This is a genomic window from Blautia hominis (assembly GCA_002270465.1).
GTDB classification, from domain to species: Bacteria; Bacillota; Clostridia; order Lachnospirales; family Lachnospiraceae; genus Blautia; species Blautia hominis.
The window spans coordinates 280097-300713 of sequence record NQOF01000003.1 but is presented as its reverse complement, the minus strand read 5'-3'; the positions used below and the strand labels follow the sequence as shown (position 1 = coordinate 300713).

Below are 20617 nucleotides of genomic sequence, written 5' to 3'. Positions count from 1 at the left end.
CCTTTTTGATGTTGTTTCCGGAGTCCGGACACTACAGTGTAACACCCTGCGGTGTCCGGAACGCGGATTAAAAGGTATTAATTTTTTCTGCTGCCATCTGCAGGATTACCGATGCATCTGTAGTATCACTCTGTCCATCTCTGTTCACATCCCCTGCCTGAACCTGTTCATCGGTTAGGGAAATCAATTCTGCATTATATTGAAGCATCATTGCACTGTCCGCAGTCTCTACTTTACCGTTTAAATCTATATCACCTAAAACTCTGACCTCCATACATTCATTAAGCAGAAGCTCAAGTACACGTTCAATTTCGCTCTGAACAGCGTTGTCATCCCCAAATACACTCCACGCAGAGTCGTAAGCTCCCTGCAGTCCTTCCAGTGATGCGGAAAGATATCTGTCTGGCTGGTCAAGCATACCTTTCGCATTTGCCAGAACTGTCTCCAACTCAGACTTGTTTCCTCTTAACTGTATAGCTATAAGTGCATTTGACAGATCATTATATACCCGATCAATTTCTTCTGGGTCTGCCTTTTGTTCTTCTACTACTTTTACCGCTGCATCAACCGCCTCCTGAAGGTTCTGTATAGAGTCAGGTGTAAAATTCTCAGGTTTATCGAGAATAGCATTTGCCTGACCGATCAAAGTCCCCAGACGTCCAAAATCTTTCCTCAACATCTCGGTCACTGCAGTGATCAAGTCATTTGTGGCAAGATTGACAGCTTCCTGCCCTTCCTCTATATCATCATATTTTGTATCCAGAATATCCTTTGCCGCCTCAAGTTTATCCTGTACATTCTGAATACTCTCTGATGTATAATTGTTTATTATATCCTCATCGGCGAGAACTGCTTCCGCACTGGAAATGGCTATACGAAGGCCAGATCTCTGTACACCGGCTTCCAGATTGGTACAAGCTGTCACCAGTCCAATAAATGCCTCATCCACCTGGTTCTGACAAGCGTTTTCGTCCTCCAGAATTGCTCTAGCTGCCTCCAGCGCAATTTCTACCTGATTCCAGCTTTCCTCTGTAAACTCCTGACTTCCTTCTCTTAAATTGTCTGCCATTTCCACAGCAAGCCTAAGGCTGGTTTTCTGAATTTGTATCTGAATCAGATTATCTGCTGCTTTCTGAAGATTTATCAGCGCATTGGAAACTGCCGATTCATCTGCTACCTCACTTTCCAGTACATCTTTTGCCACTGTTAGAGCTTCCGTAAATGCATTCCAGCTATTATCTGTGTAGTTTCCCTGTACCTTATCTTTATTATCATCATATAATTGCTGCAATGCAGTCTTATCCACCGGAACCGGAAGGTCCGGATTCTCTAATACTGTAAGGATAAACTCTGTAGTTTTCTCGTTCCCGTCAGCATTATTGACTGTAAGCGTTACAGCATATGTGCCAGCCTGAAGTCCCTCTTCTATATGGATCTGCTGTGTTTCTTCGTTCCATGTGATTTTTCCATCACCATTTTCACAGGAAAGTAATACTGTAAACGGACCTTTGCCTTTTAATGAGAAACTATCTGAATCCGCTGCGTTATAACCTTCTTTCACTGTCATGCCTTCAGGACCTTCCACATCTACCGCAGTAGGAAGGTTCAGCTGAATTGCTGGCGCCATGTCAGGAGAGGCCTTTTCAAATTCCTCAGCACCTTCCCGGCTTACAAAATAGATTTCTGCTCCCAGTGTTTCACATACTGCAAGAGTAAGGTAATCTTTCCCTGATTCTATGGCGTCAGTCACAAAATCGGTGATATCTGTTTTTACTTTTGTACCGTTTATAGCCTGGTCATTAGCAGACGGCTTATCTTTATATGCCGTCCCCAGTTTGAACTTCTCAGATACTTTCGTATTGTCTTCCTGAGCTGAAAATATTGGTTTGTTCGTCCATGTTATTGTATTTTCATTCCACTCAGACTCCCCCACAACCGCAACGCGCAGATTACTATCCACATCACCATATTTACTATCACGCTTATTGAGATAGGTCAGCACCAATTCCGCCTTATCATACAATCCTTTTTGTTCCTTCATATCAGAAAGGTCAAATTTGAAATAAATCATTTTTCCGTCTGTACCATCATTAGTGCTGGTGTTCGTGAACTGTTCTCCCATCAACCCCTGATTCTTTATCAGAACTGTAGTAAGGTACCTGGTATTTCCAAAATTCTGATTTTTTTCACCTTTCCAGGTCTGCATATGAGCATCTTCAGACACCATAAAACTCTGCGCGCTGTTCAGCGGAGAGTCCACTTCAATATGTACCGTGCGCCGAACCGGCTGTTCTGTATGGTCTGATACTGTAAAGGTAACCTCGTAAGCCTTTCCTATTTCGTCCTCTGAAGGAGTCCATGTAAATTTCCCTGTAGCAGGATCAAAGGATGCACCTTCCATTGCACTTACATCTGCGTCCTCCATGGTAACGGTGTCATTGCTGTCCGGGTCTTCTGCCTGCAGATAAAAAATCAGCGGATTTCCTGCATATGCCTGTATTTTTTCTCCCGGAGATGTAATGACCGGCAGCTGATTATCCTTCACCGGCTCTCCATTGGCTGTAAATACGAAATGGTCGACTGCTTCTTTACCTTCTCCCAATCTCAAATCCACCTGACTTGTATACTCTACCAGTTTCCCTCCAAGATACAAGTCCTCAATGGTGACATTTTGGATCTTTCTAAATCCCACCGGAGTCTTTGCATCTTTAAACCAGCAATTCTTTAATGTAACAGATTCCGGGTAAAATTCATTCAAATCGTTTCCATTTGGGAACAGTGCGCTGTTTCCGGTATTTGCTGTAAAAGAACAGTTGTTGAATGTCAAGCTTTGATAATCCGGATGGCATCCATTTGTACCATTTTGTATACTGAACGCTCCGCCTCCCCCGTTTGGACTCCAGCCTGTAACATGCAGCGTATTTACATTGTTAAAGGTATAGTCCTTCATCTGATAGCTGCCTCCTTCGCCCTTCCATTTTGTATTATGACCAAGGCGCACAGCATTAGCAAAGGTGCTCCACCCCAGTGTGTTATTCACTGTAAAACCTTCGGAATCATCTGTATCCCACTGCAGTCTGTCTTTGTTATAAACACCTGCTGCTGCTGCGATATTTTTATCTTCCTCACTCAGGTCATCAAGGTTTTGCCCTGTAAGTTTACTAAACGGAAATCCATCACTGGGATTATAATGGCCGGCTGCAAAAGTATCATCATTACCCATTGTTATGGCGCCGTTCACAGTAACATTTTTCCCGCTAGTCAAATCAAGACCGTCTACCCAGGAATGCTGGAACGGAGACAACCCCTTGATATTATTGTATACAATATTTTCAACGGTATGGCATTCCCAGTTCCACTGTTTCACATCGCGCACATAAGTATCATTAAATGTTATATTCTGTGAACGGACCAGCATACATCCGCCCTGATGCGGCGACTTGTTGGCATCCGCTCTGTCCGTAGTTTTTGAATATGTTCCCTGGCCGTCAAAAATTCCCCGTCCGGATACCGTAATATTTGATGAATCCCATATACCAATAGCCGGTTCCATAGCTTCCTGGCATTCCTGCATGCGGTTTACCATCAGAGCGTCTTCATCTACATAAATATTCAGTGCTCCATCTGTTCCATTACCATCCCAATCTTTAATAGAAAGGCCAGACCAGACATATGTACCTGCCGGAAAATATATTGTATTCAATGTGCTACTTGATCTTACTTCCTCAAGGGCTGCCTGAAACGCCTCAGATACATCATAGGTCAGTCTGGCACGTTTATTGGGAAATTTAACTTCTTTTGCCCAATAGTCCTCGAATTTACCTTCTCCATACTCCCATGTGTATTCTGTATTGTTATTCATAGAAGTATCTGTAACCTCACCGGCATCTCTACATGTGTCTCCTACCTTATCTTTGATTGGGTGTTTTTTAAGATACTGTTCGGAAAAGGTCTTAAAGTTCAGCACATTAGCACCGTTTACATCCGGTGCATCTGTCTCTGTAGGGTCATTGATGATTGCAAGCTGAGGTTTTCCATCCAGGTTATTCTCAGTGCCATTAATATTTACAATACAGTATCTCAGTTCCTCTGCCATTTTAAATGTAAGAGTTTTCCCATCCTCACTGATCTGAAAATCTTCCTGAGTATAATACCTCTCCGGATATATAGTTACACTGTCAATTGTCGTTCCGTCATTCACTGTCACCTGAAACGTTGGCTGTGCATCGTCTGAGGAAAATCTGGCTACATCCATATGATAATATTTCCCGGGATTCTCCTGCTTTTGATACTTATATACAGAAATGGGAGTCCCGTTTGCTGTAAGGCTGTATTTCGTCGACTCCTGATATTGTGCTGATCGAAACACATTTTCATCTGCCACTAAATTTGATTCGTCCTCCGGTGTTGCTGGATCATCCCCTGACTTTCCATAATCATGGACACTTCTGTCCTCCACAGAAGGGATCTCTGCCGTGTCTTCTGCTGCCATTACGGATACCGGCAAAGATGTTGCTGCCATAGTAACTGCCATCGTGAAAGCTAATCCGCTGCGCTTTAGGATTCTGCTTATCTTTCCTTTTTTCATGAAAATTGTCCTCCTTGATTAAATAATACTGTAACTGTTCAGTACCCTCACAGTTACAGGCAAAAATCTATGCAGAATCGCCTTTGGCGATGGGATTTTTGCTTGGCTGCGGAATGCTTCCTTACGGTCAGCGCAGTGAATGCGCAGACCTACTGAATAGTTACATGATACTTTAAGTGCTGTAGTCATATTGTCCTGTCTGCTGCTACCAGCCTCTCAGAACTGAAATATTATAGTGCGTCGTCACATCCCCTTTCTCTCTCGCTGCCTTTCTCCATTCCCGGGGCAGCATACCAACTATCTTCTTAAAGTTCCGTATAAATACTCCGGATGTACTGTATCCCGTCATTCTGGATATATCCTCCATCCGGTACTCTGTCTTTACCAAAAATTCACACGCCTTTTCAATACGAACAAGATTTACATACTCCGCTGGAGATGTATTCATGTACTCTGAAAATTTTCTCCGGAAATGTGTCTCACTCATTCTGCTTACAGCTGCCAGATGTTCCACTCGTATTTCATTTTGATAGTTATTCTCTATGTAATTAAGGCTCTGCAGAATTCCATTTAACTTCCCGTCTGATGTATATTCTACATCCGTTATCTGCACATCCGCATTGAGACGTACAATGTTCAGAAGCAATACCAACAGTTCCCCCTGGACTACCTCCTGATAAAATTCTTTTTTATCCCGCATCTCTTCCAGGAGAGATTTTACACTTTTGTATATCTCCGGATGTTCCTCTTTTGACATAATAATTATCTGGCTATGAAGCCGCTGCAGCATGCTGCCGGCCAGAAACGGCTTATCCCTATAAGTCTCTCTGATGAAACGTTCCGTATCAATAAACAAGTATTCCCACTTCTCTATTCCACCTTTTCTGCCTTTTGTATGATGGGGAAAATTCCTGGGTATGATTGTGACCGTTCCGTCCCCGTACTCCTCCTCCTTATTTCCAAAATACATGGTTCCATTCCCATAGTGACAGTAACCTATTTCCATATAATTGTGAAAATGCATGGGATCTCCGCCGTATCTAGTCTCCCATCGTTCACCCAGAAGCGCTATAAGAGGAAGTTTCTGGGGTATTTCATAATAGCGGAATTCAACCTTTTCTTTTTCCCTTTCTGCGGTATTCACTGTTTTGATCCCCTCCTCTATTTTATCATTTTCAACCATTTTAGCAGAAAATGAACATTTCTTTTATGTGATAATCATAACCGTTTTTTCCCTGTAAATTTAAGAGAAAAAAATGCAACACAGCAGGAATTTTCCACACAAAAACAGCATGGCAGTTTTCAAATCTCTGCCATGCTGTTTTTGTTTTTACCCATTATTTATGATATTTGCTGTTGACGTCTCTTCCTGCTTTTTGGGAATCCGGATCGTCACCTCCGTCCCAATACCGGAAGCACTTTTTACGTCAATTTTTATATCCTCCTCGTAATAGAGGGAGAGGCGTCTCTGGATATTATACAGCCCGTAGTGGCTGCTCTCATGCACCTCCTTTATATCTCCCTCTTCTTTTATACCGCTGTCTTGTCTTACACCTGCACCGTCATCTATGACCTGGAGGATGATCCTGTCCTCTTCTGAGAACGCCCTCACTGTTATGGTTCCCTTTCCGTCCTCCTTCTCCTCTATACCGTGGACTACAGCATTTTCTATGATGGGCTGCAGCGTTATTTTGGGGATCATATAGGAGAACAAGCTTTCATCTGCTTCCATGATAAAACGTATCTTGTCCTTTTTCCGAAGCCGCTGTATTTCCATATAGGCGCTGCACATTTCAATTTCCCGTTTTATAGGCACAATATCCTGCCCCCTGCTGAGAACCATGCGGTAAAATCGGGAAACTGCCAGCAGAGCTGTCTGGATATTCCCCATCTCATTTTTCCTTGCCATCCAACTGATCATATCCAGTGTGTTGTACAAAAAATGGGGATTGATCTGGGACTGCAATGCCTGGAGCTGGGCGTTAGCTTTCTCCTTACCCAGCACATACTGCTGTCTCAAAAGTTCCTCTATTTTGTCAACCATTTTGTTATATCTTGTGACCAGGCGTCCAACCTCATCTCGGTATTCCGGGATATCCAACTTCTCAAGCCTGCCCTGATCCACGGTCTCCATTCCCTTATCCAGCATTTTGATCCTTCTTAAAATGTGTCTGGATACACGAATCATGAGACACGCTGCAAGAGCACAAATGCCAAGGAACCAGAGGAACATTTCCTTCACGATCCGGACCGTATCTGCCGAGAATTCTTCTGCCAAAGCTGCGGATACCAGGCTCAAATTTTCATCCTCCATCTCCTTTTCGCATACCAGATACTCCTCTTCTCCCAGCATCATCTCCTCAAAAGTTTCCTGCAGTCCGCCCTCCGGTAAATCCTTCATTTCCCCTGGAATCTTCCCACTGGAAACGAGCACATATCCTCTCTCATCCTGCAAATACAACACCTGATTTCTCATAGAACTGATCAGTGCCTGCTGAACGCACCGGACAGGGATCATTACCGCAGTGGCACCGATCATCTCACTGTATTTCTCCTCATTCCACACAGCCCTGTAAACAGCTAAGTATTCCTCTGTCTGCCCATACCTGTTCTTCTCTTTGACCACCCGCCACAGAGCCCTGCCATTGTTCTCCAGAAGGCATTCCTTCAGGCTGGTATCCTTCAGCCTGAGCATGGACCGGAAACAAGTATTGGAGCTGTCCGCAATGATAAATGTATCATTAATATAGTAGAGAACCGTTATATCCTCAGAGCTCATCTCCACCTCATAGGTATAGTCAGAAATCTCCTCAAAAGCTTGCAGCTCCTCAATCTGAGTCAGATTCTGTCCGGGCTGCAGCATTTCCCTTACCTTATCATATACCGTGACCATTGTGGACACCCTGTAAACCCGCCGCAGCATGTCATCAATAGACTGGGCCGTCTGCTCAAATCCCTTGTTCAGCATATACGTCTGCATTTCCTGGGAATTGCGTGCTATTCTGAAAACAGCAATTCCAAACAAAAGGGTTATGGGCAGGATACCTGCTGTCAGAAACAACAGTGCCATTTTCTTTCCAAGCTCCAGATTCAGATAATGCTCCCTCAGCCTCCCGTTTTTTGGCTTATTACTGTGTGCCATCCGCTTGCCCCTCTTTCTTCCGGTATGAAGAAGGCGTCATCTTTACATTTTCCTTGAATACTTTCGCAAAATAATTACCTGTGGAATACCCACACTGTGCCGCTATCTCATCAATGGTGCAGTAACTGTTTTTCAGCAGATCCTTTGCCCGTTCCATGCGCATATCGCTGATGTATTGTTTTATAGTTACGTTCAGTTCCTTTTTAAACAGAATATTAAGATACGTCAGGGAGAGCCTGAATTCATCTGATATGGCCTGTCCGCACAACTCAGTATCGGAGAGATGCACCCCACAGTATCTGCAGATGTCATTGATCAGTCTGGAATACTTATTATTCCTAGTCAGGTATTCCTCAAGTGCAATGACTGTCGCCAAAAACAATTCCCTGAGGCTGAAGATATTTTCCGTGTCATCCATCCGAGTAAATATCTCCTCCCTGTCTCTGTACCGTCCCTGCAAGATCTCAAACACCTCAGGATGCTCATTCAATATCAGGTATGCAAATGATTTCGTAAGGGAAATGATCTGATCCTTCCTGCATGATTTCCTGTCAGTCAGTTCCTCTGTCAATTTCAAAAACCAGACCCTCAGCTGAAACGGTTCATTCCTGTAAACATCCAAGAACTCCTGGTAAATCCCCGGTCCCATGGTTTCTCCTGCCGGCAATTCCTCCATCTCAAAGTAATTTTTATCTTTCTGAAAATAAGACTGCTCCCAAGCAGCCGCCGCCATGCGCCCGCTGTTATAAATATTATAGATGCTGTCCACACAGTAACCTGCCGCAATCAGATAATCTGTCTTAAATGCCGCATACCGTCTGCAGCAATGCCCCATCTCTTCGGACTGGTTCTGTCTGCATGCCAGGATAATGGGAAATCTCTTTTTCTCCGGTTCCCCGGTTATAATGCAAAAACCCAGCTCCTGAAAATAGGCCTCTGTCTCCTCCATGCACACCTCAATCTCCCGGTCCGCTCTCCTGTACTCCGCAAAACAGCAGATATACACCATATCCTCCCCCACCGAAAATCCGATATCCCGGCAGGCATCCAAAAGTTTCCGATGATCTTCCTCTTTGCTAAGAAGAAGATGTACGAGACGTTTTTTCCTGTATGACAGATTATCCTTGGCAATCTCGCTATGCTTCCGACTCTGCCTCACTTCCCGGACCGCCTTATCCACAGCCTTCATCACTTCCTCTATACGAATAGGCTTTTCGATAAAAGCCACTGCTGAAAGTTCAATGGCACTTTTTAGGTAATCAGTCTGCATATATCCGGTAATAAAAATGATACGGCATTCAGGGACCTGCTTCCTGAATTCACTGGTAAACGCAATTCCGTCTTTCTGGGGCATACGGATATCTGTGAGGACGATTTCCGGCTGATACCATTTTGCCAGCTTAAGGGCATCTCTGCCATTGGCTGCCTGCATGACTTCATCAATCCCATACAAATCCCAGTCAATATCCTCCGCAAGCCCTTCTCTTGTATATTCATCATCATCCACGATCAGCAGCTTCATTGTCTCTCTCCTCCCAATACATATCCAATTGTCTCTGCAGTTCATCCAGATACTTCTGCAGCCCCGCCTCATATAGCTTCCGGACCGCATTCCCATAATCCTCCTCCGGCTCCTCCGTCACCCCGCAGCAGAGGGGAAGCAAATATGTTTTATTTACTGCATCCAGCTCCCTCTTCACCTTCTGTATAGAAGAAAGGTCTGGTGAAAAACCATCCAATGGTGTAACTTCCGCCTCAGAAACCCTATCATCCTGCTTCTTTACTTCCCGCTCATAGACCTCCTGCCATTGGGCATTGACACTCGAACTTTTCCGTGCCATCTGAAAATCTGCGCCTCCTGTCAGATAACTGAATTTATTATCGGGCGCAACTTGTTCATATGTCACATACTCTCCGTCCAGATCATAGTTCTCACCAGGGACCCCGTAATTCAGCAGGTCGTGATACCTCTGGTCTGTATGAAGCTTTTCCAGAAGCCTGACCGCTGTCTCAGGATTCTTTGACTTACTGGAAATAGAAATACAGGAAACCTCTCGCCCTCTGTTTTTTCTCCAGACAACTTCCTGGTTAATGCTGTAATCAAAAAAATCATAGGTCCATTTTGGATTTTTCTCATATAGCGCAGGAATATAATTGCTGTTTACCGCCCAAACAGGCGTATTGGTCTCACAGGGCTTCTTGTCGCTGAGCATCAGCTCAAGTCCGGCTGTCCCCTCATTATCACTGGAAGCCAGAATACTGGGATTCAAAATGCCGTCCTGATACCATTTTCGCACAACGGACAAAATTTCCTGAAACTCCTCTGTCTCGAATCGGCTGAGTATCTTCCGTGGATTCTCGGCACTCACAACTGCGTAGGGAATGGATGTAATAGATTCCAACTCGGGATAATCGGGAGAACACAGCATATACCACAGAGAATTCCAAATCCTGTTATCCGTTACCAGTGAGCTGCCTGCATATCTGACATCCGCCTTCGCGGCATACAGATACTTCTCCATGGTCTCCAGGTCTGTGACCGGTTCCAGGCCCCATACCTCAAGCAGGTCCTTGCGGTACAGGAACCCTTCCCCAACATGGATAGGCCCATCCTTCTCAAACTGGGGAATACCATACAGCCTATTATCTATCTCAATCCCTTCCAGATAATCACTCCGGTACTCTTCATAATGTTGAAATAACTCCGGCACTGTATCCCTATATTGATTTAGATCCACAAAAGCCCCCTTTACGGCCTCCTCATAATAATCAGAGAAAGTTCCGTTTGGGATCAGATCGTACTCTCCTGAAGCGATAGCGATCTGAAGCTGTTTCCTTTCATCTCCCCAGGGAATATAATCTATCCTGATCCTGCAGCCAAGCTCCTCCTCTGTCATCTCATCCAGGGATTTATAGAGAGAGTCCAAGCCATTCTTCGGAGGTGTGCCGATGCTGATGACCTTTAGCGTGACTATTTTCTTTCTTTCACTCTGTAGGGCATTGGTCTTCTCTTTCTCTGCCGAACCGCATGCTGATAGCGTACAGATCAGAAATAGCAGTGACAGGATTACTGCGGTTTGTTTTTTCATTTGTGACGCCCTCCTCATTCGTGATAGAAATGAAAATTAATTTCATGATTTATTTTTTACAGTGTATGAAATAAAGGGAAAAAGCCATTAGGATAGAAAGAAGGAGGCTTCTCGTTCGATTGCCTACCGGGCAAAGCATAACTTTCTGGTAAAGCAGTTCGACTTCATTGTCCCGCACCCTACCCTCTTCAGTGCATGGTATGCCTCAAAAATGCACCTGGATGCCTGCTCTGTTCTCTTCATTAGCAGCCCCTCTTGTTCCTTTTTATTCTCCTACATGTTTTCATTATAAATATACCAAAACAAACAGATTTCTTCAATAACATGCTTGTAAAATACACACTGCTAACTGCAATGCTTAAGTTCCCCAAATACCTAACCAAAGCGATGCTTCCCAACCTGACTGCATTCATATTGTCCACAGATGTTTACCAAAAAGCTGTCGTTATATCGGTTGAAGAAAACACTGTTAAGATCGAAGACAAAGGGGCTGTGGTCATTCTCAATATGTAATCTGCTGCACGGCCGCGCAAGAAAAAAGCCGCCGTACAGCAGCTATTTTCTTGCAGTTTTTTTCATATATAGTAGTATCCTGCCATATTTATAGTTAAATACACTGCCAAACAGTAAAACCAATGTCAGCAGTGCCGCATGTGCTTTTCGTTTCTTTTATTCACGTCTTTTTATAAATCCCAGCCTAATCCCTTTCTTTTTTCTTTCAGGTCACCCACGATACGCTCCGCCAGGGCCATGTGGTCCACATCTACGATCATTTCTGAGCCTAAAAGTTCCTTCGTGCCATGTTCCAGGAAATCCGACACTTTTTTTGAACCCTGGGTGGGCGCATAGACACTGTGGTAGGAATTCATGCCCAGAAGCCGGAAGGCCAGTGACGCACAGATGCCCTTTTCGTTGGACCACTCAGGGCTTACGAAAGCATATGGCAGGTCTTTGATTGCATGGCCGCTTTTTGCCGCTACACCGGAAAATAGTGCGGAGGCGCGGGCATTGTCCAGACATTCGCCCATCTGCCATACCGGGGGCACATCAGCAAGGAAGCTTCGCAGTCCCTCCCCTGTCTGCTCCAGGGCCTTTACCGAGCAGTATCCCAGCTTCATCAGCGGAAATGAGGCGCATCCGTTGGTCAGGATCAAGACATTGTTCTTAAGCAGGATATCCGCTGTCTCTGCCACGGCTTTTTCATAAATGACCCTGGGGTTGCTGCACCCCACCAGGTTCACGATGCCAAGGATCCTTCCATCCTTCAGGGCCTCTGCAACAGCCTCCAGCCCTCCGAAGTGCTCTGTGGCAAATTCAGCAGAAAACCCAATCTCCGCCTCCACTTCATACTTTGGGATGAACACCGGCACCTCCCTGCGTGCCTGAAAGCTTTCGATGCCCCGTTCCACAATCCTGGCAGCCAGGTCATGGATCTCTCCCAGATTGGAATGGTGATGGTCAAAGGCATAATGCTCTGCTCCCGGCAGCCGCGCGGAATCGCTGGTGGTAACAACGGTTGTCTTAAAGCATTTCGCCACCTCCATGATCGAAGGGAATACATCCTGTACATCCGCGACCCACAGATCCAGTGCGCCTGTCCCCAGCACCAGTTCCGAACCCACTGCATTGGAAAGGGGGATGACCCCTCCATAACGGTACATCGCGGAAAGCCCGGAACAGCATATCCCATACAACTGGATGCCTTTTGCCCCGGCCGCTTTTGCCTTATCCTGATACTCTTCTGACTGCCCGGTATGCACGATCTCACGGACAAGCAGGGGGGAATGCCCATGGACTGCTATGTTGACAAACCCTTTCTTCAATGCCCCAAGATTCATCTTCGACCTGCTCCTTTTCGGCAGCCCATACAGGCTGTCCATAGCGATGGAACTTCCCAGGCAGCTGGTCCAGGCAAAAGCCAGCCCGGTCCGCAGGAACTGCTGCATGATGTTCCTCCAGTCCCCGTCCGTCCCAGTGCTGGTCCTGTGCAGGCTCTCGAATACCTCATGATAGACGCTGACCGGCAGGATATCCAGCGCCGCCCACACCTCCTGCCTTTCCTCCGGCGCAAAGGCGGCCAGCGTCCGGTGCTCACCCGGGACAGTCCGCGACAGATCCTCCAGCAGGATATCCGCCACTTCCACCGCTAACGCATTTATGCTCTTTCCCTCCGCCTCTATCCCATAGATATCGCATACGGCCCGGATCTTTGCTTCCCCTTCGATGGGAAGGTTTACTGTCCCCTCCCCTGCTTTTTTCAGCGCAAGCATACTCTCCCGTCCCCTTGCCCCATGGGCTGCCGCACCTGCCGCCGCTGCACGCAGCATGTTCCTGGCTACGATCACATCGGCATCCGCCCCACAGACTCCACGGGGACATTTTTTCGTGATCTTACAAGGCCCCATATAGCAGTTTTTACAGCATACCCCTGCAATCCCAAAGGGGCACTGGGGCTGCTGGCTGTCAAACCGGTCAAATACGGTCTCCACCCCCATTTCCTGCAGATGGAGCAGCATCTCCCTCACTGCCGGGTCCGGAGTCTGTTCCAGGACTTTTTGTTTGTTGGGAAATGTTTTCCGATAGGCATTCACTGCCTCCGTATAATCATGGAACCCGTCCATGCCGCCGTGGCGGTGATGATGATGGTTATGTCCTTCTGTGATAACTGTATGATTTTCCATTGTGTCCCTCCTCGTTCCTATCTGTTTTTAAAGCCGGTGCCAAATGGATCTGGACCATCGGCTTAAGTTATACAAGCTGATACTGATCCCGTGCTGAATGCCAATGCATCCACACCATGTTCCAATGCCGCAGCCACCCTCTCCCGTCTGATCCTTTATAATAAAAAACGGATACCTCCTTCCGGTATCCGCTTCACTCGTTGGCCTATGCAGGATCAGATCAGTCCTCCGCTTCAGGAACAGGCATATGAATACACGAAAAAAGGGGTTCTATGTTTTTACACATACAACAGCACATCATACACATATTCCTTTTTATTATGGCTTCATAACTGCGGTTCATGATCTTCCTCCTTTCCATTTCCTACTATTTCGATATGTTTTGTAGTATATACTCATTGGGAAAATCTGTCAACCTGTATTTTGAAAAACTTTTCTCCTATTACATGCCCAGATCCGTCTCTTCTTTCACTATGGCGTATATCATGTCACATAACTGCTGCAGCTTCTGTACCTGGCTGCCTAAAATACGAACCACCATATCAGACTGAGCCGTCAGCGTGACACCACCGGAAACCTCCTTCTGTTCCTCGATCAGCCTGCGGGTTTTCCCGACACATCTGGATGCATCTTCGTGGAAAAACATAAGATTGGCAAGATAGGAATACCCTTCAAACATTCCTGTCCCTTCCATATCACCCCGAGCTGGATAGAACCGGTTGTTTTCTCTGTATGTCAGCTTCCCGTTTTGCCGCACCTCCACAAGAGAAGTATAATACCGGTACTCAAACCGTTCCCCCCTTGCTGCCCGTCCGCAGGAAAGGATCTCCTGATAAAACAGGCGGCTGTTTCTATCCTCCAGCCGGATTTCGGTGCGTCCGTGAAAAGCAGATGCAGCAAAAGGGATCACGGGAAGGGGACGGTACAGCAGGACTGCGCCCTTCCCTACCTTCAAGAAGGTTTCCCGGCTGGCACTGCCGTTTTTCATTTTGTGGAGTTTCTCATACGACTGCGACACGAACTCCATTTTCGCATCTGGTTCCATTTCCAGAAAGATCTTCTGCCTGTCCCCTTCCAGAATGCCTGCGGATGCCATTAGCGGCATGACCCTCATGCCACCGCCGGGAAGCTTAAATGGGGACATAACTTTAAAAGGCGCGCTAAAAGACAGTTCCTTTAGATAAGTTTTTCCGCCGGTTTCTCCGGCCACGACTCGAAGGTTCGACACTGGCCCATATGCGTTTTCACTTTTTTCCATGATATCACCCGGCCCCTTCCAGCAGCACACATTGTTTGATCCATTGGACCACCTGATCCACCCCCTCATCATCCCGTATATTTGTAAATAAAAATGGCTTGTCCCCTCTCATTTTCTTAGAATCCCGTTCCATGGTCCTAAGGCTTGCCCCCACCATTGGAGCCAGATCGATCTTGTTAATCATAAGAAGATCCGACCGGGTGATGCCGGGGCCGCCCTTACGCGGGATCTTGTCTCCTTCCGCCACGTCAATAACGAAGACCGTAGCATCCGCAAGCTCCGGGCTGAAGGTGGCAGACAGGTTATCCCCGCCGCTTTCAATGAAGATGATCTCCACGTCAGGAAAGCGTTCCGTCATTTCATCCACTGCCTCAAGGTTCATGGAAGCGTCCTCCCGTATGGCTGTATGGGGACACCCGCCAGTTTCAACTCCTATGATCCTTTCCCTGGGCAGGATACTGTTCCTGCACAAAAACTCCGCGTCTTCTTTCGTATAGATATCATTTGTAATAACGCCTATGCTGTACTCTGCCGCCATTTTTCTGGCCAGGATCTCGATCAATGCTGTTTTGCCTGACCCTACCGGTCCGGCTACTCCTATTTTTACATATGACATGGTTCCCCTCCTGTTTTTCTTCTGCTTATGACATGTAAAGCCGTGAATACAATCCTTCATGCTGCATGCAGCGTATCTCAAATCCCGGTGCCGCCGCTCCTATTTCCTCTGTCCCCATATCTTCCAGTTTTCTCATCACCTGCTCAAATACCGGCTGGCATTCAAATAAAAGCTTCTGACCGGCGACCTGGCTTAGGGGGATGGTCTTTACACAGTTTGTCACCATTGCGGATGCCTGGGAATACATATAATGCTGCAGTGCGTCTGTGCAGCCTATCCCTGCGGCAGCGCAAAAAACACCATAGGCCACACAATGGGTCTTCATGCCGGGAAGTTTTGCATAGTCCCCAAAGATGGTTGTCTCATAGTCAATGGGGAGAGCACTGACCGTCTTAATAAAACGTGACCCCAGCTTTCCCCCCGCCTGTCTCACTTCCCTGGCAGACCGGGAGCAGATGAGGATCTCCTCCAGCTCCATGATACCTGCAAGATTTTCCTTTCCTGCTTCCTCCCACGCCATGCGGATGGCAAGCAGTTCGTTGGGGCACAGGCTGCAGTGCAGCATCTGCCGGATATAGGAAGCCGCCGTCTGCTCACTGGTAACGCCCCCTTTCTGGATATAAGTCTCCAGGCCATAGGAATGGGAATATCCCCCAATGGGGAAAAGCGTGTCATTAATCTGCAGGAGCAGATACTCTTTTGCCTGTTCTGTCATTCCCTGCTCCTTTCCAAGCGCTTTGTAAAATCTGCTGCTGTACCAAATTTAATGGGTATGGCTACTGACCGTTGACGAGACTGCCCGGTCAAAATCCAGCTTTCTTACCTCTTTCCTTACCTGAACCCCGTGCAGCTTCTTCAAGAGCTGTAAGGTGGGTTCATTGTACGGGGTGATAAACTGCAGCTCTTTGTCTCCTTTCATAAGGGCAGCATGTTTATTCCCAATCTCATAGCATACCTTATAAGCCATTTCCGGGTGCCCTTTGTCTATGTCAATGACAATCACTTCGCATGGCGGGATCTGCACAGCAATCAGCTCCTGTCCCTCGTGCCACAGGACATCCCCTTCCCGCAGGCCTTTCGACAAGATATCTGTCCCCAGACGGATCCCAATTTCCCGCCCCTGCCGGGTGGTTTTCTGGTGGATGCGCTTGAATGATTCATACCATTCGATCTCCACATAGTCCGCTTTCATCGCCTGAAATCTCTCATCGTTTATACTGCCAAAAACAGTTTCACACAAGATCATACCATTTCCCTCACTTTCACTGTGATTCTCTGCATCATTTCTTTAAAATAAGGAATAGAGCTGGGTCAGTGGAAGCCTGCCGGCTGGTTTAGAAGTAAGGTGCACTCCGTCTGCTTTCACCTCATAGGTCTCAGGATTCACAGTGATCTCCGGCGTCGCATCATTAAATACCATACTTTTTTTTGAGATATCCCTGGTATGATGAACCGGAAGCACTATCTTCTGAAGCCCCAGTTTGTCCCTGATCCCGGCTTTAGCGGACGCCTCTGACACAAAGGTGGCACAGGTACGGTACTTTGCTTTTCCGTGCGCTCCGAACATATGCCGGTACATCACAGGTTCTGTCGTCGGAATCGAGGCATTTGCATCCCCCATCCTGGAGGCAAGGATCATGCCCCCTTTTATAATGATCTCCGGTTTTACCCCGAAAAAAGCCGGGTTCCAGATGACAAGGTCTGCCAGCTTGCCGGCCTCTATGGATCCCACATAGTCAGAGATACCGTGGGTGATTGCCGGGTTGATGGTGTACTTGGCAATATACCGTTTGATCCGGCAGTTGTCATCCTCTGTGCTGTCTCCCTCCAAGGGCCCCCGCTCTTCCTTCATCTTATGTGCGGTCTGCCAGGTCCGGGTGATCACCTCCCCCACCCTGCCCATAGCCTGGGAATCGGAGCTCATCATGCTGAAGACCCCCATATCATGCAGGATGTCTTCTGCCGCAATGGTCTCGGGCCGTATCCTGGAATCCGCAAATGCAACATCCTCCGGTATGTTCTTATCCAGATGATGGCAGACCATCAGCATATCCAGATGTTCATCCAGCGTATTGTCTGTAAATGGCATGGTGGGATTGGTCGAGGACGGAAGGATGTTGTGCGCCGCTGCCGCCCGGATGATATCCGGCGCGTGGCCGCCTCCGGCTCCCTCTGTGTGGTAAGTATGTATGGTCCTCCCGGCAATGGCCGCCAGGGTGTCTTCCACACAGCCGCCTTCATTCAGTGTGTCCGTATGGATGGCTACCTGCACGTCATATTCGTCCGCCACATGCAGGCAGTGGTCAATGACCGCCAAAGTAGCGCCCCAGTCCTCATGGATCTTCAGTCCCATGGCCCCGGCTTCCACCTGCTCTACAAGGGCGGCTTCATCAGAGCAGTTGCCTTTTCCAAGGAAACCCAGGTTCATAGGGTATTCCTCCGCTGCCTCCAGCATCCGGGCCAGATTCCAGGGCCCCGGCGTACAGGTGGTGGCATTCGTCCCGTCTGCCGGGCCGGTACCGCCCCCGATCATGGTTGTGATCCCGGAAAAAAGGGCGCAGTCAATCTGCTGGGGGCAGATGAAATGGATATGGGAGTCGATCCCCCCGGCAGTCACGATCATCCCTTCCGCCGCAAGGGCCTCCGTAGATGCGCCCACCGTCATACCTTCTGTCACGCCGTCCATGATATCCGGATTTCCCGCCTTTCCGATCCCCGCGATCCTGCCCTCCCGGATCCCGATATCCGCCTTAAAGATTCCGGTGTGATCTATGACCACGGCATTGGTAAGCACCAGGTCTAAATCCCCGTCCGCCCTTGTTGTCTTCACAGACTGCCCCATGCCGTCCCGGATGGTCTTTCCGCCTCCGAATTTAATCTCATCCCCGTAGGTGGTATAGTCTTTCTCAACCCGGGCGAGCAGACAGGTGTCTGCAAGTCGCACCCGGTCGCCCGTTGTGGGTCCATACATCATACTGTACTCCCTGCCGCTGATACGATAGCTCATCTTCTCACCTCCTCATCCTGCAGCATAGATTTGCCGGCTGCTCGTTCCATTGCCTGTTCCAGCCCTTTGGGGTCTGTCCTGCCCTGTGTTAAGTCATTGCATCCATAGACAGTCTTTCTGCCGCCAAGCTCTACCAAATCAATCTCCTTCTCCACTCCCGGTTCAAACCGGACTGAGGTCCCGGAAGGAATATCCAGCCGGTACCCAAATGCCTCCGGCCGGTCAAACACCAGCAAGCGGTTCACCTCAAAAAAATGGAAATGGGAGCCAACCTGGATTGGCCGGTCCCCAGTATTGGCAACCAGCAGCTGTTTCGATTTTCTACCCTTATTTAGTATGATATCCCGGTCCTGCGGGAGGATCTCCCCCGGCCGCATATGATAACACCTGGATCTGTCATGCCCCCCTTTGGGCTGTATGGGATCATGGACTGTCACCAGCTTGGTCCCATCCGGGAAGGATGCTTCTACTTGGACAGATCCCAGTATCATGCTTACGCCTTCCATCACATCCTCCTCTGTCAAAAGCTGCCGTCCCAATTCCATTAGTTTGACCACGGACTTCCCTTCCCTCGCCATTTCCAGCAGCCGTGAGCTTATATAGGCCACCGCTTCGGTATAGTTCAGTTTTAGTCCCCGGCCTTTTCTCTGTGCTGCCAGTTCTCCGGCCATATGGAGCATCAATTTTTCCTGTTCCTTTGGTGTCAGTTTCATTTCCGTCCCTCCTCGCCTTTAAAGTGACATAGTTGCCTGCAGACGGTCCTGATCCAGTCTTTCTGGCTCACCATCCATGATGATCCTGCCGTTTTCCATGACATAGCAGTAATCTGCGATGTCTAAGACAAATTCCAAGTACTGCTCTACGATCAGCACTGCCATCTTCGATTTCAGTTTTGTAATAACCCTCCCGATCTCCTGGATCACGGAGGGCTGTATGCCCTCAGTTGGCTCATCCAGGATCAGTATCTCCGGTCCTGATACGACTGCGCGGGCGATGGCAAGCTGCTGCTGCTGACCGCCGGACAAATCACCGCCCTTGCGATGCAGGAATTCCTGTAAGATAGGAAAAGTTTCAAAAATAAAGTCTGGGATCGTGCCTTTTCCATTGCCGGCTTCCAGACCCAGCAGGATGTTTTCCTCCACGGAGAGCTGCGGAAATATCTCCCTTCCCTGGGGTACATAGCCAATTCCATTTTTTGCCCGCTCATATACAGGAAGCTTCTGCAGCTCACGCCCATCTAAGCTGATCTTCCCCCGGGGCGTTTTCACCAGTCCCATAACCGCCTTCAATGTGGTGGTCTTCCCAGCTCCATTTCGTCCGACTAAAGAAGTGATCCGCCCTTTTGGCGCTTCTAAATCCACATGGCGCAGGACCATCCCTTCCCCGTAGGTTGCATATAGCCCTTCTAATCGAAACATCCTCCTGCCTCCTCTCAGCCTCTTCCCAGGTAAACGTCAATGACCTGCTGGTTTTGTTGTACAGTCTCCATAGTGCCCTCGTCCAGTACCGCCCCTTCATGGAAAACGGTCACTGTATCGGAAACTTCCTTTGCAAACTGCATGTCATGCTCTACCACTATGATGGAGCATTCCTTCTTGATATCTTTTAGCATCTCGGCTGTTTTTTCTGTCTCTTTTCGTCCCATGCCCGCCACTGGCTCATCCAGCAGCATGAGCTTTGGCCTTGCTGCCATGAGCATCCCGATTTCCAGCCACTGTTTCTCCCCGTGGGAAAGGCTTGACGGGTATTGAAACCGTTTGTTTTTGAGCCCAATGAACTCCAGGATATGGTTCATATATTCCCTTTTCTCTTTTGACAACTTTAAAAATGTTGTTGAATAAATCGAATGTTTCCTGGCAACTGCCAGCTCCATATTCTCATCAATAGTGATGCCGCCAAAAACACTGGGTGCCTGGAACTTCCTGCCAATGCCCAGATCTGAGATCGCATACTCCTTCATTTTAGTCACATCACAATCCCCGGAATCGCCATGAAACACGATTTTCCCATCTGATACCTTATTTTTTCCGCATATCGCGTCCAGGATTGTCGTCTTTCCCGCGCCGTTAGGTCCGATAAAAAAACGGATCTCGTTTTTTCCAATGGATGTGGAAACATCTTTGATCGCCTTGAAATCACCAAACTCTATGCTGACATCCTCGATATCCAGAACAGGCGTGCCACCTGCATCCATTCTTTCCATGAGCTGTTCCATCCTGAATCCCTCCATTCTATC

Annotated in this window: 14 protein-coding genes; all 14 read right to left on the bottom strand. The window is 47.7% G+C overall.

Annotation, left to right across the window (positions count from 1 at the left end; all coding sequences use genetic code 11):
* Positions 1-67: 67 nt before the first annotated feature.
* Positions 68-4588 (bottom strand): DNRLRE domain-containing protein, encoded by a 4521-nt coding sequence (locus CI595_RS12000; RefSeq protein WP_095173500.1) that lies wholly within the window; start codon positions 4586-4588, stop codon positions 68-70.
* A gap of 205 nt (positions 4589-4793) precedes the next feature.
* Positions 4794-5732, bottom strand: coding sequence for an AraC family transcriptional regulator (locus CI595_RS11995; RefSeq protein WP_162291867.1), 939 nt, complete (start codon positions 5730-5732; stop codon positions 4794-4796).
* A 186-nt stretch (positions 5733-5918) separates the two neighbouring features.
* Entirely contained in the window at positions 5919-7730 is a 1812-nt protein-coding gene (locus CI595_RS11990) for a sensor histidine kinase (protein ID WP_095173498.1), read from the bottom strand.
* On the bottom strand, positions 7717-9252 hold the full coding sequence (locus CI595_RS11985) for a response regulator transcription factor (RefSeq protein WP_162291866.1): 1536 nt from the start codon (positions 9250-9252) through the stop codon (positions 7717-7719). Before CI595_RS11985 ends, CI595_RS11990 begins: the two co-directional genes overlap by 14 nt.
* Positions 9230-10819 carry an extracellular solute-binding protein gene (locus CI595_RS11980; RefSeq protein WP_162291865.1) on the bottom strand — a complete coding sequence of 530 codons (1590 nt, stop codon included), beginning with the start codon at positions 10817-10819 and terminating at the stop codon, positions 9230-9232. Before CI595_RS11980 ends, CI595_RS11985 begins: the two co-directional genes overlap by 23 nt.
* A gap of 683 nt (positions 10820-11502) precedes the next feature.
* Positions 11503-13500 carry an anaerobic carbon-monoxide dehydrogenase catalytic subunit gene (gene cooS, locus CI595_RS11970; protein ID WP_095173494.1) on the bottom strand — a complete coding sequence of 666 codons (1998 nt, stop codon included), beginning with the start codon at positions 13498-13500 and terminating at the stop codon, positions 11503-11505.
* 442 nt (positions 13501-13942) lie between these two features.
* The gene (locus CI595_RS11965) at positions 13943-14758 is read right to left on the bottom strand and encodes an urease accessory protein UreD (protein WP_162291864.1); all 816 of its coding nucleotides are present in this window, start codon (positions 14756-14758) and stop codon (positions 13943-13945) included.
* Between the two features lie 4 nt (positions 14759-14762).
* Positions 14763-15374 (bottom strand): urease accessory protein UreG, encoded by a 612-nt coding sequence (gene ureG / locus CI595_RS11960; protein ID WP_095173492.1) that lies wholly within the window; start codon positions 15372-15374, stop codon positions 14763-14765.
* A 25-nt stretch (positions 15375-15399) separates the two neighbouring features.
* Positions 15400-16089, bottom strand: coding sequence for an urease accessory protein UreF (locus CI595_RS11955; RefSeq protein ID WP_095173491.1), 690 nt, complete (start codon positions 16087-16089; stop codon positions 15400-15402).
* A 48-nt stretch (positions 16090-16137) separates the two neighbouring features.
* A complete protein-coding gene (locus tag CI595_RS11950; protein WP_095173490.1) occupies positions 16138-16620 on the bottom strand; it encodes an urease accessory protein UreE in 483 nt (160 codons plus the stop codon).
* A gap of 42 nt (positions 16621-16662) precedes the next feature.
* Positions 16663-18381 carry an urease subunit alpha gene (gene ureC, locus CI595_RS11945; protein ID WP_095173489.1) on the bottom strand — a complete coding sequence of 573 codons (1719 nt, stop codon included), beginning with the start codon at positions 18379-18381 and terminating at the stop codon, positions 16663-16665.
* Positions 18378-19094 carry an urease subunit gamma gene (ureA, locus tag CI595_RS11940; protein ID WP_095173488.1) on the bottom strand — a complete coding sequence of 239 codons (717 nt, stop codon included), beginning with the start codon at positions 19092-19094 and terminating at the stop codon, positions 18378-18380. Before ureA ends, ureC begins: the two co-directional genes overlap by 4 nt.
* A gap of 18 nt (positions 19095-19112) precedes the next feature.
* Positions 19113-19799: an urea ABC transporter ATP-binding subunit UrtE gene (urtE, locus tag CI595_RS11935; RefSeq protein ID WP_095173487.1), complete on the bottom strand. Its 687-nt coding sequence runs from the start codon at positions 19797-19799 to the stop codon at positions 19113-19115.
* Between the two features lie 14 nt (positions 19800-19813).
* Entirely contained in the window at positions 19814-20611 is a 798-nt protein-coding gene (gene urtD, locus CI595_RS11930) for an urea ABC transporter ATP-binding protein UrtD (protein ID WP_243135155.1), read from the bottom strand.
* Between the last annotated feature and the right edge of the window lie 6 nt (positions 20612-20617).

Coding starts and splice junctions, on each gene's coding strand:
- urtD (WP_243135155.1), bottom strand. CDS start 20,611: ATGGAGGGATTCAGGATGGAACAGCTCATGGAAAGAATGGATGCAGGT.
- CI595_RS12000 (WP_095173500.1), bottom strand. CDS start 4,588: ATGAAAAAAGGAAAGATAAGCAGAATCCTAAAGCGCAGCGGATTAGCT.
- ureA (WP_095173488.1), bottom strand. CDS start 19,094: ATGAAACTGACACCAAAGGAACAGGAAAAATTGATGCTCCATATGGCC.
- urtE (WP_095173487.1), bottom strand. CDS start 19,799: ATGTTTCGATTAGAAGGGCTATATGCAACCTACGGGGAAGGGATGGTC.
- CI595_RS11980 (WP_162291865.1), bottom strand. CDS start 10,819: ATGAAAAAACAAACCGCAGTAATCCTGTCACTGCTATTTCTGATCTGT.
- ureC (WP_095173489.1), bottom strand. CDS start 18,381: ATGAGCTATCGTATCAGCGGCAGGGAGTACAGTATGATGTATGGACCC.
- cooS (WP_095173494.1), bottom strand. CDS start 13,500: ATGGAAAATCATACAGTTATCACAGAAGGACATAACCATCATCATCAC.
- ureG (WP_095173492.1), bottom strand. CDS start 15,374: ATGTCATATGTAAAAATAGGAGTAGCCGGACCGGTAGGGTCAGGCAAA.
- CI595_RS11990 (WP_095173498.1), bottom strand. CDS start 7,730: ATGGCACACAGTAATAAGCCAAAAAACGGGAGGCTGAGGGAGCATTAT.
- CI595_RS11950 (WP_095173490.1), bottom strand. CDS start 16,620: ATGATCTTGTGTGAAACTGTTTTTGGCAGTATAAACGATGAGAGATTT.
- CI595_RS11955 (WP_095173491.1), bottom strand. CDS start 16,089: ATGACAGAACAGGCAAAAGAGTATCTGCTCCTGCAGATTAATGACACG.
- CI595_RS11965 (WP_162291864.1), bottom strand. CDS start 14,758: ATGGAAAAAAGTGAAAACGCATATGGGCCAGTGTCGAACCTTCGAGTC.
- CI595_RS11985 (WP_162291866.1), bottom strand. CDS start 9,252: ATGAAGCTGCTGATCGTGGATGATGATGAATATACAAGAGAAGGGCTT.